Source organism: Streptomyces sp. enrichment culture, from assembly GCF_964273145.1.
Classification (GTDB): domain Bacteria; phylum Actinomycetota; class Actinomycetes; order Streptomycetales; family Streptomycetaceae; genus Streptomyces.
The window spans coordinates 4,433,084-4,448,997 of the sequence record NZ_OZ186873.1; the positions used below are offsets into that span (position 1 = coordinate 4,433,084).

Sequence of the window (15,914 nt, forward strand, 5' to 3'; positions counted from 1 at the left end):
TTTCACTATTTGATCACAAGTTCTCTAGTTGTTGAACCCTTGAGGATGCGCCGTCTGTGAAGAGCGGATGCAGTGACACCCCACAGATGTAACGTGCAACGGATGATAGGGGAGGCGAGCCGTCTCGTCACCGTGGCGAGGTGCTTTGGCTGCCCGCGGCCCTGTGGAGAAGCTGGGCACGGCCTTACCGCGGCCCGCGCCCACCGGATCATCAGGATCTACGAGCGCCAAAAGGTGCGGGTCCTCGCCGATCGCGCCTACATCGGTGCCGGCGCGTGCGTGACCACACTGGGTGAGGGGAACTGACGCTCACCCAGCAGTCCGTCGACCGGGCGCTTATGGAGCGGGTCCCGGTCGAGTGCAGTCGCCCGACTACAGTTCTGGTGGATCACCGCAAGACTTTGTGCAACCCGAACGTTGCTGGTTGGACGGAGCATGGGCCGGGGGATCTGACGAACGGCGAGTGTTTGCTGATCGAGCCGCATCTGCCGTCCGCGGGCAGTCGGGGAGGCCGGTGGGCGACCATCGCAAGGTGATCAACGGGATCCTGTTCAGGGTCCGGACCGCTGCCCCGTGGCGTGACCTGCCGGAACGCTATGGGTCCTGGGAAACGGTCTATGAACGGCATCGCCGCTGGTCGGCGGAAGGCACCTGGACAGGGTCCTGCCGGCGGTCCAGGTCGACGCCGACCTTGCGGGGCGGATCGACTGGTCGATGCCTGACGCTCACCTTGCAGCAGAGCGGGTCGGTTGATACTGCGGACGGAGTGGAGTCGAGCCACCTGCGCGAGATCTGGCGTCAGTACCACGCCAAGAGATTTGGATCATGCGCGTCGAGCCGGGCCCGGGCGCCGACTGGCCGCCTCAAGTGTCAGAAACGCTTGAGCAGCTCAGCCTTCTTCTCCGCGAACTCCCCGTCCGTGAGGATGCCAGCGTCGTGGAGTGACGCGAGCTTCGCGATCTGCTCGATAACATCCGGCTGAGCTGCGGCCTCGGCCGGTGCCCCATGCTTGCCTCGCTGGATCGCCGAAGAAGCGAGGTCCAAGATTTTCTCGGTCACGCCAGGCTGCGCCGGGAGGGGCTCCGAAGACTCGGCTTGAGCGGGGGTATCAGTTAGGACCCGCTGGCCCTCGAGCAGTACATAGAAAATCGTGAACAGCTTCTCCGGCAGCTCAATGATGGACTGTTTGCCGTCGGCCCAGTTCACGCGGACGGTGTGCCCGGATTTCATGGCAGCCCCGAGGCCGGCACCGACAGCCTTACCGATCACCCCAGACAGAGCAGCCTTCGCGGCGGCCTGGCCTATGAAGCCGTTGCTCTATCGATCTCAGTGGGCATGAGTTCGAGGTCACCGACTCGGTCGGGTGATCTTCTGGTTGGCTGGGCATGAGAGCGGGACCTCCCGCACAGCTCGTGGGTGTCGAATCCCGAGCAACAGGAGGCCCCTGGTGCTGCAGTCTTCCGTGCCGACGCCGATGTCGTCCAACTCGGCTTCCCTGTCGTGCGATTGTCTCGCTCACCGGTTCGGGAATGCCAGGGACCGGCCGTACAGGCGACCGAAGTATCCGTCGGACATGAGCGACGCGGAGTGGGCCGTCGTACGTGACGCGATGCCGGTTCCCGGCTGGTTGGAGGGCCGCGGCGGGCAGCCGGAGAGCTACTGCCACCGGCAGATGGTCGACGCGGTGCGCTACCTGGTCGCGGGCGGCATCACCTGGCGGGCGATGCCCGCGGACTTCCCCGCGTGGGACCGTGTCCACGCCTTCTTCCGGCGCTGGCGGGACAAGGGTCTGACCGCCGAGTTCCACGACCGGCTGCGTGACCGGGTACGTCAGGCCGCGGGCCGGGATCCGGAGCCGACCGCTGCCGTCATCGACGCGCAGTCGGTGAAGGCAGCCGCGTCGGTGCCGGCTGTGACCAGAGGCTTCGACGGCGGGAAGAAGGTCAACGGCCGCAAGCGGCACATCGTGGTGGACACTTTCGGACTGCTGCTGGCCGTGATGGTAACTGCGGCCTCGGTCACCAACCGGGGCGCGGGGCAGACCTTGCTGGCCCGGCTGCGTGAGCGCCACCGGCGCGTCACACGGGTGTGGGCCGACGGCGGCTACACCGGACGCCTGGTCGACTTCTCCCGCGAGGTGCTGCGTGTCGCGCTGACGGTGGTCAGACGCAGCGACGACGTCAGCGGTTTCGCCGTGCTGCCCAAGAGGTGGCTGGTCGAGCGGACGTTCGCGTGGCTGATGCGCTCCCGCCGCTTGGCACGTGACCACGAGACCCGCGCCGACACCTCCGAGGCGATGATCCGGTGGTCGATGAGCATGGTCATGAGCCGCCGGCTCGCCCGGCGACCGTCCTGAACATTCCCGGGCACTCCTCGACCAGCCAGCCCCGCGCGGCCAGGCGCTTCATCTTCGACCGAACTCCCTCGACTTTCGCCGCGACCACCTCCAGGCCCAGGGCCGCCGCGAGTTGCCGACAGTCCATCGCCTCCCCGCCCCGATCGGCCAGGATCTCCACGAGCCGCTGGTAGTCCGGCGCCAGCAAGTCGAGAGCGAGCCCTTCCCTCCAGGCGGGAACCACCGATCCGGGCACCGCCTTTGCGACCTGCGCAGGCCGGTGACCGGTCACCTCGGCCAGGGGCGCCTTCTCGCCTGCAGCAGGTTCTGCCAGGACCTCGGCCACCGTCTGACGGGCGATAACGAACCGTTCCCACGCGGCTTCCGCCTCCTGCAGCCCGGCCTGCAGGGCCTCCACCCGTTGCCGGGCAGCACGCTCACGCTCTTCCAGCAGCCCCATCACCGACGGCATCCGGCACCTCCACCGAAGAGACGACACGACGCCCCGTCTCTGCCACCAACGCACCGGCACTATGCCTGACCAGCGGAAACGCACCCGTCACTTTCGGAAAGACAACGGCTTCTCAGCACAATGCCCTGAGTTGCCGATGGGTGATGAGACAGCAGGCGAGTTTGAGGAACGCTTCGTGGATGTCGGCTCGCCGTTCCCAGCGGATGCGCAGGCGTCGGAAGCCGTACAGCCAAGCAAAACTCCTTTCCACAACCCAGCAGTGTGTGCCCAGTCCGGTGCCGTGGAGGGTGCCGCGGTGGGCGATCGCGGCCACGATGCCGCGGGCGCGGACCTGGTCGCGGTAGATGTCGTGGTCATAGCCGCGGTCGGCGAACAGCGAATCCGGCTTCCGGCGAGGATGACCAACCCGGCCGCGGACCGGCGGGATCGCGTCGAGCAGGGGCAGGAGCTGGGTGACGTCGTTGCGGTTGCCGCCCGTCAGCAGGACCGCGAGCGGGGTGCCGCGCCCGTCGGTGATCAAGTGATGCTTGGAGCCGGCCCGGCCCCGGTCGACCGGCGACGGGCCCGTGTGCTGCCCCCTTTTAGCGCCCTGACGTGGGAAGAGTCGACCACACAGCGGGACCAGTCCAGACATGCGGCCGCGTTCAGTTCTGCCAGCAGGACCTCGTGCAGCCGCTGCCAGACGCCGGCCTCGTTCCAGTCCCGCAGGCGCCGCCAGCAGGCCATGCCCGAGCCGAAGCCCAACTCCTTCGGGAGGTACTCCCACTGGATCCCGGTGTGCAACACGTACAGGATCCCGCACAGCACCTCCCGGTCCGGCAACGGCCTGCGGCCCGGGTACCGGAAGCGCCGCTCGCGCTGCGGCAGCAGCGGCTCCAGGCGGTCCCACAGCTCATCCGACACGATCCACGGCGAAGCCCCCACACCGCACCGAACGCTCAACTCCCGCACTGGACACAGCAACCAGGGGCGATCCACCTCATTGTGTTAGCCGCTGTAAAGCCGTGGAGCCGACCGCCCCAGCCACGACGTGCCCCTTTTCTGGTATCAGGCGGCTGATTGCTTTGAGCGCGGCACCGGCGCCGGCAGGGCTGGAGCGGGGCGAAGACAGGAGCGCAGGCCCGGCGGGAGTGTCTGCGGAACGGTGTAACTCCGTTGGTTGATTTCAGTTGTTAGCGGTGCCGAGGGTGAGTCGGCCGTCGAACGCGATGTCGAAGGCGTTCAGGGCCGGCTTCCAGCGGCGGGTCCACGCCTTCGTGCCGGTGCCTTTCGGGTCCAGGCTCATGATCGCCAGGTAGACGCACTTGAGGGCGGCCTGGTCGGTCGGGAAGTGGCCGCGGGCCCGGACGGCCTTGCGGATCCTGGCGTTGACCGATTCGATCGCGTTGGTCGTGCAGATGATCTTTCGGATCTCCGCATCGAAGGAGAGGAAGGGCACGAACTCCGCCCAGGCGTTCTCCCAGAGCCGGACGACGGCCCGGTACTTCGTCCCCCACTTCTCCTGGAACTCGCCGAACCGCTCGGCTGCCGCGGCCTCAGTCGGAGCCGTGTAGACAGGCCGCAGGTCCTTCGCGAGCTTCTCCCAGTCCTGCCGGCCCGCGTAACGGAAGCTGTTCCGCAGCAGATGAACCACGCAGGTCTGGACCACGGTCAGGGGCCAAACGCGGGTCACGGACTCGGGAAGTTCCTTCAGTCCGTCGCAGACGACCATGAGGACATCCGCGACGCCTCGGTTCTTGATCTCGGTGAGGACGTGCTGCCAGTACTTGGCTCCCTCACTGCCGTCTCCGACCCACAGGCCGAGGATGTCGCGGGTTCCTTCCGCGGTCACGGCGAGCGCCATGTAGACGGGCCGGTTGGCGACCTGGCCGTCGCGGATCTTGACGTTCACGCAGTCGATGAACACGACCGGGTAGACGCGGTCGAGCGGACGGTTCTGCCACTCGGTCATCCGCTCGAGCACGCTGTCCGTGATCGTGGAGATCGTCTGCTTGGACACCTCGGCGCCGTAGACCTCGGCGAGGTGCGCGGAGATTTCTCCGTGAGTGAGGCCCTTCGCCGACAGCGACAGCACCATCTCGTCGACGCCGGTCAGTCGCCGTTGCCGCTTCTTCACCAACTTTGGCTCGAACGATCCGCTCCGGTCGCGCGGGACGTCGATCTCCACCGGCCCGACCTCCGTCGTCACCGTCTTCGACCGGTGCCCGTTGCGGTAGTTCCCGCTGCGGCCGTCCTCGGTCCGCTGGCCGTTCTCCCGGCCGAGATGGTCGGTGAGCTCGCCCTCCAGGGCTCCTTCCAGCACCAGTTTCGTCAGCTGGGCGAGGAGTCCTCCCTCTCCGGTCAGGGTCACACCGTCAGCCTTTGCCTGAGCCATCAGCTGGGCCACCAGAGACCTGTCCAGAGACGGCGCAGCCGTCTCCTCGTCCACTTCGGTGGTCGAACGCGTATTCTGCTTCACGGTCCTGCTCCCATCGGTCACAGCAGCCTTAACTGCTGCCACTTATTGGGGAGTTACACCGTTCACGCTACAGACCCCCTGCACACCGCCGTCGACGACCACTCCCGCCTGGCCTACAGCGAGATACACACCGACGAGAAGAAGGAAACCGCCACCGCCTTCTGGAAGCGGGCACACGCCTACTTCACCGAGTGCGGGATCACCGTGGAACGAGTGCTGACCGACAACGGCTCCTGCTACCGCTCACGCGGCTGGCGCGACGCCCTGGCAGCAGCCGGGATCACCCACAAGCGAACCCGGCCCTACCGGCCCCAGACCAACGGCAAGGTCGAACGCTTCAACCGCACCCTGCTGGACGAGTGGGCCTACGCACGGCCCTACCGGTCAGAGACCGAACGCCGCGAAGCGTTCCCACAGTGGCTGCACTCCTACAATCACCACCGCGGACACACCGCGCTGAAAGGGCAACCACCCGCCAGCCGCGTCCCCAACCTCACAGGGCAATACACCTAGGGCCGCTCAGCGCTGCATCTGGCTGCACATACGCGAAGACCCCGCCCTCAGCGTTTCCGCTGGTGGCGGGGTCTTTGTCACACTTACACAGTGTGCCCCCGGCAGGATTCGAACCTGCGCACACGGCTCCGGAGGCCGTTGCTCTATCCCCTGAGCTACGGGGGCGTGTCGGTCGCGGTGTTCGCGGCGACGGGTAGAACCCTACCAGCTCTTTCGGGGTGGTCATGAACGGGTTTCCCCGGGCCCGGCGGTGCCGCCGGAGCCGGGCGCGGGACCCTGGTCCCCCGCGCGGGGCGGAAGTGGGGAAAACCCGGACGCGGTGGCCGGTCCGGACCTACTCTCAAGTTGTGTCAGGCGCGTCGGGCCGGGTGCTTGTTGTGGACGACAACAAGGTCATCCGGCAGTTGATCAGGGTCAACCTCGAGCTGGAGGGCTTCGAGGTGGTGACCGCGGCGGATGGTGCCGAGTGTCTGGAAGTCGTGCATCAGGTGAGACCCGATGCCGTCACCCTGGACATCGTCATGCCGAGGCTGGACGGCCTCACCACCGCGGCCCGGCTGCGCGCCGATCCGCGGACCCGCGACCTGCCCCTCGCCATCGTCAGCGCCTCCGCGCAGTGCGAGGTCGACGCCGGCCTCGGCGTCGACGCCTTCCTGGCCAAGCCGTTCGAGCCGAGTGAGCTCGTGGGGCTGGTGAGGCATCTGGTGGAGCGCAAGTCGCTCCAGGGAAGTCAGGTGGGCGGTGACGCCGAGGGAGCGGAGGACGGCGGCGCCCCGGAGCCGGTCGGCGAGACCGGACCGTCCACGCAGGCGACCGAGCGCGCCGGGTAGCCCGTACGCGCCGGGTAGACCGACCGTACGCGCCGGACAGCCCGTACGCGCCGGGTAGACCGACCGTACGCGCCGGACAGCCCGTGCGCGTCCCGACGGAAGCGCTGTGGTGGAGCGCCGTAGCGGAACCGACGCGGCGGAGGCGCCGCGGCGGAGGCGTGCCATTGCCCCGGGCGGCGGGCGCCGCTCCCCGTTCCCGCCGTCCACATCGCGGGACCCTCGCCCAATCGGCTCGCCCACTCACCCCCCTCCTCGCCTACCCTGGTCCCGTGACCCCCGTCGAGCTCTCCCGCACCGTGTTGCACGCGGTGCGTCGCGCTGTCGACGACGGGGAACTCGACGTGACGGTTCCTGCGCGTGCCGTCGTCACACCGCCGGGGCCCGGCGGATGCGGGGACTACGCCACCAGCATCGCCCTCCAGCTCGCCCGCCCGGCCGGGCACCCGCCCCGCCGGGTCGCGGAGATCCTCCGGCCGCGCCTCGCCGCCGCCGACGGCATCGGCGACGTCGCCATCACCGGACCGGGGTTCCTCAACATCAGTCTGCGCAGCGGCGCCCCCGTCGCCCTCGTCGGGGAGATCCTGCGGCGGGGGATCCGGTACGGGCACACCGACGGCTCGGGCGGCGACGGCGACGTGCCCGACACGGCGGGCGGCCGGAGCACGGCAGGCGGCCAGGGGCCCGGTGCCGTCCCCGGCACCCCCGTACGGCTGCGCTGCCCCCGCGAGGTCCGCGCCCTCGTCGTCATGGACGCCACCGCCCGCATCATGCGCTCCCAGGGCATCCCCGTGCGCACCGGGTGCGAGGCTCCCCCCGATGACGAGTGGATCTGCGTCCTCGGGCTCCGTGCCGACGCGTACGGCGGCACGGAGGCATCGCCCGGCTCCGAACCGCCCGGTTCCGGCGAGGACGGCGGGGACGGCGGGGAGATCCTCGTCCGGCCCGCCCCCGCGCCCGCCGACCCCCTCGCCCTCGGCCGCGACGCCGCCCGCTGGGCGCTGCTGTACCCCGCCGCCCACGACCGGCCCCGGATCACGGACGAGCACCTCGTCCAGCGGGAGGGCAACCCGCTCTTCCGCGTCCGCTACGCCCACGCCCGTACCCGTGCCCTCCTGCGCAACGCCGCCGACCTCGGCTTCGGCCCGCGGGCCGGCGACGTGGCCGGTGCGGCGGGAAGCCGTGAGCTGCTCGCCGTGCTCGCCGATCACCCGCGCGTGCTGGGCGCCGCCGCCCGCCACCGCGCCCCCGACCGTCTCGCCCGGCACCTGGTCACCGTCGCCGATGCCGTACTCCCGTTCCTGCCCGCCGTCCTTCCGCGCGGGGAGGAGAAACCCTCGGCCGCCCACCGCGCCCGGCTCGCCCTCGCCGAAGCCGCCGGGACGGTGCTGGCCGGCGGCCTGTCCCTGCTCGGCATCGACGCACCCGACCACCTCTGAAGAGCGAACAGAGAGTTCCGTAGAGCCATGAGCCGTTCCGCACACCCCGCCGGGCCCCGCCACGCCGACGTCCTCCCCGAGGGCCACTACGCCGCCCCGCCCGCCGACCTCAACGCCCTGGACCCCAAGGTGTGGGCGCAGACCGTCGACCGGGGGGAGGACGGCGTCGTCACCGTCGCGGGCCTTCCCGTCACCCAGCTCGCCGAGGAGTTCGGCACCCCGGCGTACATCCTCGACGAGGCCGACTTCCGGGCCCGCGCGCGGGCCTGGCGCACGGCCTTCGGAGACGGCGCCGACGTCTTCTACGCCGGGAAGGCCTTCCTGTCCCGGGCCGTCGTGCGGTGGCTGGAGGAGGAGGGGCTGAACCTGGACGTGTGCTCCGGCGGCGAACTCGCCACCGCGCTGTCCGCCGGCATGCCCGCCGACCGCATCGCCTTCCACGGCAACAACAAGTCGACGGCGGAGCTCGAGCGGGCCGTGCGCGCCGGGGTCGGGCGGATCATCCTCGACTCCTTCCAGGAGATCGTCCGCGTCGCCCACATCGCGCAGTCGCTGGGCAGGCGGCAGCGGGTGCAGATCCGGATCACCGTCGGCGTCGAGGCGCACACGCACGAGTTCATCGCCACCGCCCACGAGGACCAGAAGTTCGGGATCCCGCTCGCCGGCGGGCAGGCCGCCGAGGCCGTGCGGCGGGCCCTGCGGCTCGACGGGATCGAGCTCATCGGGATCCACTCCCACATCGGGTCGCAGATCTTCGACATGTCCGGGTTCGAGGTCGCCGCGCACCGCGTCGTCGGACTGCTGAAGGACATCCGGGACGAGCACGGGGTCGAACTGCCCGAGATCGACCTCGGCGGCGGCCTCGGCATCGCGTACACCAGCGACGACGACCCCCGCGAGCCGCACGAGATCGCCAAGGCACTGACCGAGATCGTCACGCGGGAGTGCGAGGCGGCCCGGCTGCGCACCCCGCGCATCTCTGTGGAGCCCGGGCGGGCGATCGTCGGACCGACCGCGTTCACGCTGTACGAGGTCGGCACCGTCAAGCCCCTGGAGGGACTGCGCACCTACGTCTCCGTCGACGGCGGCATGTCGGACAACATCCGCACCGCGCTGTACGACGCCGAGTACAGCGTCGCCCTGGTCTCCCGCGCCTCCGACGCCGAGCCGATGCTCGTGCGCGTCGTCGGCAAGCACTGCGAGAGCGGCGACATCGTGGTCAAGGACGCGTTCCTGCCGGCCGACCTGGCCCCCGGCGACCTCATCGCCGTACCCGCCACCGGCGCCTACTGCCGCTCCATGGCCAGCAACTACAACCACGTGCTGCGCCCGCCGGTCGTCGCCGTCAGGGACGGTGAGGCACGGGTGATCGTCCGGCGCGAGACGGAGGAGGACCTCCTGCGCCTGGACGTCGGGTGAACCGGCGGGTGCCGGGGACGGACTGCGCCGGGCGGAAGATCTTCCGCCCGGCGCCCCACGGAAAATGAAATAAATGTCTCACGATCCGGACGATCTGCAGAAAGTTCCGTCCGGTGCGTGAGACTGGTCCCACCGCAGAAGGTAAGAGGAAACGAGGTCGGATGATGCGTACGCGTCCGCTGAAGGTGGCGCTGCTGGGCTGTGGAGTGGTCGGCTCAGAGGTGGCGCGCATCATGACGACGCACGCCGACGACCTCGCCGCCAGGATCGGGGCCCCCGTCGAGCTGGCCGGGGTCGCCGTCCGGCGGCCCGACCGGGTGCGCGAGGGCGTTCCCGCCGAGCTCGTCACCACCGACGCCACCGCCCTGGTCAAACGCGGTGACATCGACGTGGTCGTCGAGGTCATCGGCGGCATCGAGCCCGCGCGGACCCTCATCACCACCGCCTTCGAGCACGGCGCCTCCGTCGTCTCCGCCAACAAGGCGCTGCTCGCCCAGGACGGGGCCGCCCTGCACGCCGCCGCCGAGGAGCACGGCCGGGACCTGTACTACGAGGCCGCCGTCGCCGGCGCCATCCCGCTGATCCGCCCGCTGCGCGAGTCCCTCGCCGGCGACAAGGTCAACCGGGTGCTCGGCATCGTCAACGGCACCACCAACTTCATCCTCGACAAGATGGACTCCACCGGCGCCGGCTACCAGGAGGCGCTCGACGAGGCCACCGCGCTCGGGTACGCCGAGGCCGACCCGACCGCCGACGTCGAGGGCTTCGACGCCGCCGCCAAGGCCGCCATCCTCGCCGGCATCGCCTTCCACACGCGCGTGCGCCTGGACGACGTCCACCGCGAGGGCATGACCGAGGTCACCGCCGCCGACTTCGCCTCCGCCAGGAAGATGGGCTGCACCATCAAGCTGCTCGCCATCTGCGAGCGGGCCGCGGACGGGGCGTCGGTCACCGCGCGCGTGCACCCCGCGATGATCCCGCTCAGCCACCCCCTCGCCTCCGTGCGCGGCGCCTACAACGCCGTGTTCGTCGAGTCGGACGCGGCCGGGCAGCTCATGTTCTACGGCCCCGGGGCCGGCGGTTCCCCGACCGCCTCCGCCGTCCTCGGCGACCTCGTCGCCGTCTGCCGCAACCGGCTCGGCGACACCACCGGGCCCGGCGAGTCCGCCTACGCGGCGCTGCCCGTGTCGCCGATGGGGGACGTCGTCACGCGGTACCACATCAGCCTCGACGTCGCCGACAAGCCGGGCGTGCTCGCCCAGGTCGCGACCGTCTTCGCCGAGCACGGGGTCTCCATCGACACCGTGCGCCAGCAGGGCAAGGACGGCGAGGCCTCCCTCGTCGTCGTCACCCACCGCGCGTCCGACGCCGCCCTGAGCGGCACCGTCGAGGCGCTGCGCAAGCTCGACACCGTGCGGGGTGTCGCCAGCATCATGCGGGTTGAAGGAGAGTAACCAGCAATGACCCACCAGTGGCGCGGAATCATCGAGGAGTACCGGGACAGGCTGCCGGTCTCCGACAGCACGCCGGTCGTGACGCTCCGCGAGGGCGGCACGCCGCTCGTGCCCGCGCAGGTGCTCTCCGAGCGCACGGGCTGCGAGGTCCACCTGAAGGTGGAGGGCGCGAACCCCACCGGGTCCTTCAAGGACCGCGGCATGACCATGGCCATCACCAAGGCCAAGGAGGAGGGCGCGAAGGCCGTCATCTGCGCCTCCACCGGCAACACCTCCGCCAGCGCCGCGGCGTACGCCGTGCGCGCCGGGATGGTCTCCGCCGTGCTCGTCCCGCAGGGCAAGATCGCGCTCGGCAAGATGGGCCAGGCCCTCGTGCACGGCGCGAAGATCCTCCAGGTCGACGGCAACTTCGACGACTGCCTCACGCTGGCGCGCGCCCTGAGCGAGAACTACCCCGTGGCGCTGGTGAATTCGGTCAACCCGGTGCGCATCGAGGGCCAGAAGACCGCCGCGTTCGAGATCGTGGACATGCTGGGCGACGCCCCCGACATCCACGTCCTGCCGGTCGGCAACGCGGGCAACATCACCGCGTACTGGAAGGGGTACAAGGAGTACGCCGCCGACGGCATCGCCTCCGGGGCCCCCCGCATGTGGGGCTTCCAGGCCTCCGGCTCCGCGCCCATCGTGCGCGGCGAGGTCGTCAAGGACCCGTCGACCATCGCCACCGCCATCCGCATCGGCAACCCGGCCTCGTGGCAGTACGCGCTCGCCGCGCGGGACGAGTCCGGCGGCCTCATCGACGAGGTGACGGACCGTGAGATCCTGCGCGCCTACCGGCTGTTGGCCGCCCAGGAGGGCGTCTTCGTCGAGCCCGCCTCCGCCGCGTCCGTCGCCGGCCTGCTGAAGGCCGCCGAGCAGGGCAAGGTCGACCCCGGACAGCGCATCGTGTGCACGGTCACCGGCAACGGCCTGAAGGACCCCGACTGGGCCGTCGCCGGCGCCCCGCAGCCGGTCACGGTCCCGGTCGACGCGGCGACGGCCGCGGAACGGCTCGGGCTGGTCTAGCGGGGGCGGCTGGGGCGGGGGCCGGCTCCACGGGATCCGGCTCCGGCAGGGTCCGGGCGCTGCGCCTGCCGGCCGGTTCGGCGGGGCGCCGCCCGGACGGGGGCCGTACGGTCCGGCCGGAAGCGGCCGTACCGCGTCCGGCCCTCTCCCGGGGCACCCCGGCGCATACCGTCGGACCCGGCCGGCCCGCTCCGCTCCGCCGAGCCCCGCCCCGCCCCGGTGAGCCCCCGCCCGCCCCGCAGCGCTCGGCGCGGGAAGGCGTAAGGGGACGCGTACCCGGGGAAGTTCCCCACAGGGGTTGCACAAGGGGCTTGCGACACGCATCGTGCGCCTTCCGTGCGCCCTATGTCGCCACAGAACCTTCCTTCGATAGGCTGTACCGAACCCGCCCGCCGCATATGCCCCGCATATGGCACGGGCCGTGCCGTCCCCCGGACCCGCAGTGGACCGGAAGCGGCCGGCCGTCAGCCCGGCAGCGGTCCCGGGATTCGTACGTCCTCGCATGTCCTTCGACCATCACGCAGCTCAAGGAGAGTCAACGAGCGATGGCCGGTCCAGCGTTCCGCGCCGCCGCCGTCCGGGTGCGCGTCCCCGCCACCAGCGCCAACCTCGGCCCGGGCTTCGACGCCCTCGGCCTGGCGCTGGGGCTGTACGACGACGTCGTCGTCCGGGTGGCCGACTCCGGGCTGCACATCGACATCGCGGGTGAGGGCAGCGAGACGCTCCCGCGCGACGAGCAGCACCTCCTCGTCCGCTCCCTGCGCACCGCCTTCGACGCCCTCGGCGGGCAGCCGCGCGGCCTGGAGATCGTCTGCGCCAACCGCATCCCGCACGGCCGCGGCCTCGGCTCCTCCTCCGCCGCCATCTGCGCCGGCATCGTCGCCGCCCGCGCGGTGACCATAGGCGGCGAGACCCGTCTCGACGACGCGGCCCTGCTCGACCTCGCCACCGAGATCGAGGGCCACCCCGACAACGTGGCGGCCTGCCTGCTGGGCGGCTTCACCCTGTCCTGGATGGAGGCCGGCACCGCCCGGGCGATCAGGATGGAGCCCTCCGATTCCATCGTTCCGGTGGTTTTCGTACCCGGGAAGCCGGTCCTGACCGAGACCGCGCGCGGACTGCTCCCGCGCACCGTCCCGCACGTCGACGCCGCCGCCAACGCCGGCCGCGCCGCCCTCCTCGTCGAGGCCCTCACCCGGCGCCCCGAGCTGCTGCTCCCCGCCACCGAGGACCGCCTCCACCAGGAGTACCGCGCCCCCGCCATGCCCGAGAGCGCGGCACTGGTGGAGCGGCTGCGGGCCGACGGCGTCCCCGCGGTGATCTCCGGCGCCGGACCCACGGTGATGGCACTGGCCGACGAGGGCACGGCCGACAAGGTCGAGGCGCTCGCCGGCCGGGACTGGGCGGCGAACCGGCTGGGCCTCGATCTGCAGGGCGCGAGCGTGCTGCCGCTCGCCACTTGACACACGGTTGCCGGATTGAGAGGGGGAATGTTCGTTGGATCCGGTAGTGTTAATCTCAAGTCTGCACCCGACCCCACCATGGCGAGGTGCCTCGTGTCCCCGTCCGGGACAGACATCCTTCCGGGAGCCCCCCAAGCCGCCTTGTGCGGTGCGCGCCGAGCACGGGCAGTACGGCGTACACCGGCACTGAGCGGTCCGCCGGGCACGCTCCGGAACCGGTGCGACCACGCCGCGTGATCCAGACACTGGGTGCCACGGCTCAAGGAAGCGCCATCACCAGATATTTCCTCCGCCGTTTCGGCGGATTACCGCCCCGGCACGGTCCACACAGCAAGGACCGAAGCCGGACAGCACAACCGGTCGCCGAGCCAGACAGGCCGACGTCCGCTCCAGGGAAGGACCCTTCGTGAGCGACACCACCGATCTGATGGGCGCACGTGTCGAGGAGACCGCTGCCGCGCCCGCCACGGACGCTGCCGCGCCTGCCACCGGTGCCGGCTCCCGGCGGCGCCGCGGTACCGGCCTCGAGGGCATGGTGCTGGCCGAGCTGCAGCAGGTCGCATCCGGCCTCGGCATCAGGGGCACCGCGCGCATGCGCAAGAGCCAGCTGATCGAGGTCATCAAGGAGGCGCAGGCATCCGGCGGGGCCGCACCGGCCAAGGCCGACGCCGCCGCCGAGACCAAGCCGAAGCGCCGCGCCACCTCCCGGTCCCGTACGGGCGACGAGGCTGTCGCCGAGAAGGGCGACAAGGCGGAGAAGGCCGGGAGGAAGGCCGACAAGGCGACTGCCGAGGCCCCCGCCGAGAAGGCCGTGGCCCAGCAGCAGATCGAGATTCCCGGCCAGCCCGCCAGCGACGACCTCCCCTCCGAGCGCCGTCGCCGCCGCGCCACCGCCGACGCCGGCAGCCCGGCCGCCGCCTCCGAGACGGTCGCCGCCGAGGCCAAGAGCGAGCCGAGGACCGAGGCGCCCGCGCAGCAGCAGAGCCAGGGCGAGGGCCGGTCCGAGGCCGGTGAGGGCGGCGAGGGCCGCCGCCGCGACCGCCGCGAGCGCGGCCGGGACCGCGACCGCCGGGGCAAGGGCGACGACCAGCAGCAGAACCAGGGCAACCAGCAGCGCCAGCAGCAGGGCGGCGGCCGCCAGGACCGCCAGGACCGCCAGGACGACGACGATTTCGAGGGCGGCCGCCGGGGCCGTCGCGGCCGTTACCGCGACCGCCGTGGCCGCCGTGGCCGCGACGACATCGCCTCCGAGCCGCAGATCGCCGAGGACGACGTCCTGATCCCCGTCGCGGGCATCCTCGACATCCTCGACAACTACGCGTTCATCCGCACCTCCGGCTACCTGCCGGGCCCGAACGACGTGTACGTCTCCCTCGCCCAGGTCCGCAAGAACGGCCTGCGCAAGGGCGACCACATCACCGGCGCGGTCCGCCAGCCCAAGGAAGGCGAGCGCCGCGAGAAGTTCAACGCGCTCGTCCGCCTCGACTCCGTCAACGGCATGGCGCCCGAACACGGCCGCGGCCGTCCGGAGTTCAACAAGCTCACCCCGCTGTACCCGCAGGACCGCCTCCGCCTGGAGACGGACCCGGGCGTGCTCACCACCCGCATCATCGACCTCGTGTCGCCGATCGGAAAGGGCCAGCGCGGTCTGATCGTGGCCCCGCCGAAGACCGGCAAGACCATGATCATGCAGGCGGTCGCCAACGCGATCACGCACAACAACCCCGAGTGCCACCTGATGGTCGTCCTCGTCGACGAGCGTCCGGAAGAGGTCACCGACATGCAGCGGTCGGTCAAGGGCGAGGTCATCTCCTCGACCTTCGACCGCCCGGCCGAGGACCACACCACGGTCGCCGAGCTCGCCATCGAGCGCGCCAAGCGCCTGGTGGAGCTGGGCCACGACGTGGTCGTCCTGCTGGACTCGATCACCCGTCTGGGCCGTGCGTACAACCTCGCCGCCCCGGCCTCCGGCCGCATCCTGTCCGGTGGTGTCGACTCCACCGCCCTGTACCCGCCCAAGCGCTTCTTCGGCGCGGCCCGCAACATCGAGGACGGCGGCTCGCTGACCATCCTCGCCACCGCCCTGGTGGACACCGGGTCCCGCATGGACGAGGTGATCTTCGAGGAGTTCAAGGGCACCGGCAACATGGAGCTCAAGCTCGACCGGAAGCTCGCCGACAAGCGCATCTTCCCGGCCGTCGACGTCGACGCGTCCGGCACCCGCAAGGAGGAGATCCTGCTCGGTGCCGAGGAGCTGGGCATCGTCTGGAAGCTGCGCCGGGTGCTGCACGCCCTCGACCAGCAGCAGGCGATCGAGCTGCTCCTGGACAAGATGAAGCAGACCAAGTCGAACGTCGAGTTCCTGATGCAGATCCAGAAGACGACGCCGACTCCGGGCAACGGCGACTGAGCCCAGGTCCGCCGCGTCCTCGACGCCGCACGAGTCCGCCCCGTCACCCGCGTGACGGG

11 protein-coding genes, 1 tRNA gene and 4 pseudogenes are annotated in these 15,914 nt (G+C 70.7%); 11 read left to right on the forward strand and 5 right to left on the reverse strand.

Annotated features, from left to right (window positions below; translation table 11 throughout):
• Positions 1-92 precede the first annotated feature (92 nt).
• Together ACSU6Z_RS20120 and ACSU6Z_RS20125 are read left to right on the forward strand one after the other, a co-directional pair.
• Positions 93-399 (forward strand): annotated as a pseudogene (locus ACSU6Z_RS20120) (IS5/IS1182 family transposase); the annotation flags it as partial.
• A gap of 2 nt (positions 400-401) precedes the next feature.
• Positions 402-717, forward strand: a pseudogene (locus ACSU6Z_RS20125) (transposase); the annotation flags it as partial.
• Between the two features lie 153 nt (positions 718-870).
• Here the strand turns inward: ACSU6Z_RS20125 and ACSU6Z_RS20130 are convergent.
• Positions 871-1,206 carry an SHOCT domain-containing protein gene (locus ACSU6Z_RS20130; RefSeq protein ID WP_437047523.1) on the reverse strand — a complete coding sequence of 112 codons (336 nt, stop codon included), beginning with the start codon at positions 1,204-1,206 and terminating at the stop codon, positions 871-873.
• A 367-nt stretch (positions 1,207-1,573) separates the two neighbouring features.
• Between ACSU6Z_RS20130 and ACSU6Z_RS20135 the strand changes: the two genes are divergently transcribed.
• Complete coding sequence (locus ACSU6Z_RS20135) at positions 1,574-2,356, forward strand: IS5 family transposase (protein ID WP_437047525.1); 783 nt, start codon at positions 1,574-1,576, stop codon at positions 2,354-2,356.
• Here the strand turns inward: ACSU6Z_RS20135 and ACSU6Z_RS20140 are convergent.
• The 3 genes and pseudogenes from ACSU6Z_RS20140 to ACSU6Z_RS20150 all read right to left on the reverse strand — a co-directional run bounded on the left by ACSU6Z_RS20140 (position 2,322) and on the right by ACSU6Z_RS20150 (position 5,181).
• Positions 2,322-2,807, reverse strand: a complete 486-nt coding sequence (locus tag ACSU6Z_RS20140) for a hypothetical protein (protein ID WP_437047527.1) — start codon at positions 2,805-2,807, stop codon at positions 2,322-2,324. The two genes, ACSU6Z_RS20135 and ACSU6Z_RS20140, sit on opposite strands and share 35 nt — an antisense overlap.
• A gap of 112 nt (positions 2,808-2,919) precedes the next feature.
• A pseudogene (locus tag ACSU6Z_RS20145) lies at positions 2,920-3,785 on the reverse strand (IS5 family transposase).
• Positions 3,786-3,972: 187 nt separating this feature from the next.
• Entirely contained in the window at positions 3,973-5,181 is a 1,209-nt protein-coding gene (locus ACSU6Z_RS20150) for an IS256 family transposase (protein ID WP_437050278.1), read from the reverse strand.
• Positions 5,182-5,343: 162 nt separating this feature from the next.
• Here ACSU6Z_RS20150 and ACSU6Z_RS20155 point away from each other — a divergent pair.
• Positions 5,344-5,778, forward strand: a pseudogene (locus ACSU6Z_RS20155) (integrase core domain-containing protein); the annotation flags it as partial.
• A 93-nt stretch (positions 5,779-5,871) separates the two neighbouring features.
• Here the strand turns inward: ACSU6Z_RS20155 and ACSU6Z_RS20160 are convergent.
• Positions 5,872-5,943, reverse strand: a tRNA-Arg gene (locus ACSU6Z_RS20160).
• A gap of 182 nt (positions 5,944-6,125) precedes the next feature.
• Here ACSU6Z_RS20160 and ACSU6Z_RS20165 point away from each other — a divergent pair.
• The 7 genes from ACSU6Z_RS20165 (at position 6,126) to rho (ending at position 15,855) form a co-directional block, all read left to right on the forward strand.
• Entirely contained in the window at positions 6,126-6,608 is a 483-nt protein-coding gene (locus ACSU6Z_RS20165) for a response regulator (protein WP_437047529.1), read from the forward strand.
• A 269-nt stretch (positions 6,609-6,877) separates the two neighbouring features.
• A complete protein-coding gene (nrtL, locus tag ACSU6Z_RS20170; protein ID WP_437047531.1) occupies positions 6,878-8,044 on the forward strand; it encodes an ArgS-related anticodon-binding protein NrtL in 1,167 nt (388 codons plus the stop codon).
• 27 nt (positions 8,045-8,071) lie between these two features.
• A complete protein-coding gene (gene lysA, locus ACSU6Z_RS20175; protein WP_437047532.1) occupies positions 8,072-9,463 on the forward strand; it encodes a diaminopimelate decarboxylase in 1,392 nt (463 codons plus the stop codon).
• Between the two features lie 161 nt (positions 9,464-9,624).
• The gene (locus tag ACSU6Z_RS20180; protein WP_437047533.1) at positions 9,625-10,917 is read left to right on the forward strand and encodes a homoserine dehydrogenase; all 1,293 of its coding nucleotides are present in this window, start codon (positions 9,625-9,627) and stop codon (positions 10,915-10,917) included.
• A gap of 6 nt (positions 10,918-10,923) precedes the next feature.
• Entirely contained in the window at positions 10,924-11,982 is a 1,059-nt protein-coding gene (thrC, locus tag ACSU6Z_RS20185) for a threonine synthase (RefSeq protein ID WP_437047534.1), read from the forward strand.
• 545 nt (positions 11,983-12,527) lie between these two features.
• Positions 12,528-13,445 (forward strand): homoserine kinase, encoded by a 918-nt coding sequence (gene thrB / locus ACSU6Z_RS20190; RefSeq protein WP_437047536.1) that lies wholly within the window; start codon positions 12,528-12,530, stop codon positions 13,443-13,445.
• Positions 13,446-13,851: 406 nt separating this feature from the next.
• Positions 13,852-15,855, forward strand: coding sequence for a transcription termination factor Rho (gene rho, locus ACSU6Z_RS20195; protein WP_437047537.1), 2,004 nt, complete (start codon positions 13,852-13,854; stop codon positions 15,853-15,855).
• The last annotated feature ends 59 nt before the right edge of the window (positions 15,856-15,914 follow it).

Excerpts from the sequence above, each read along its gene's own strand:
- thrC (WP_437047534.1), top strand. The coding sequence starts at position 10,924 with ATGACCCACCAGTGGCGCGGAATCATCGAGGAGTACCGGGACAGGCTG.
- lysA (WP_437047532.1), top strand. The coding sequence starts at position 8,072 with ATGAGCCGTTCCGCACACCCCGCCGGGCCCCGCCACGCCGACGTCCTC.
- ACSU6Z_RS20135 (WP_437047525.1), top strand. The coding sequence starts at position 1,574 with ATGAGCGACGCGGAGTGGGCCGTCGTACGTGACGCGATGCCGGTTCCC.
- ACSU6Z_RS20140 (WP_437047527.1), bottom strand. The coding sequence starts at position 2,807 with ATGCCGTCGGTGATGGGGCTGCTGGAAGAGCGTGAGCGTGCTGCCCGG.
- ACSU6Z_RS20150 (WP_437050278.1), bottom strand. The coding sequence starts at position 5,181 with ATGGCTCAGGCAAAGGCTGACGGTGTGACCCTGACCGGAGAGGGAGGA.
- ACSU6Z_RS20180 (WP_437047533.1), top strand. The coding sequence starts at position 9,625 with ATGATGCGTACGCGTCCGCTGAAGGTGGCGCTGCTGGGCTGTGGAGTG.
- thrB (WP_437047536.1), top strand. The coding sequence starts at position 12,528 with ATGGCCGGTCCAGCGTTCCGCGCCGCCGCCGTCCGGGTGCGCGTCCCC.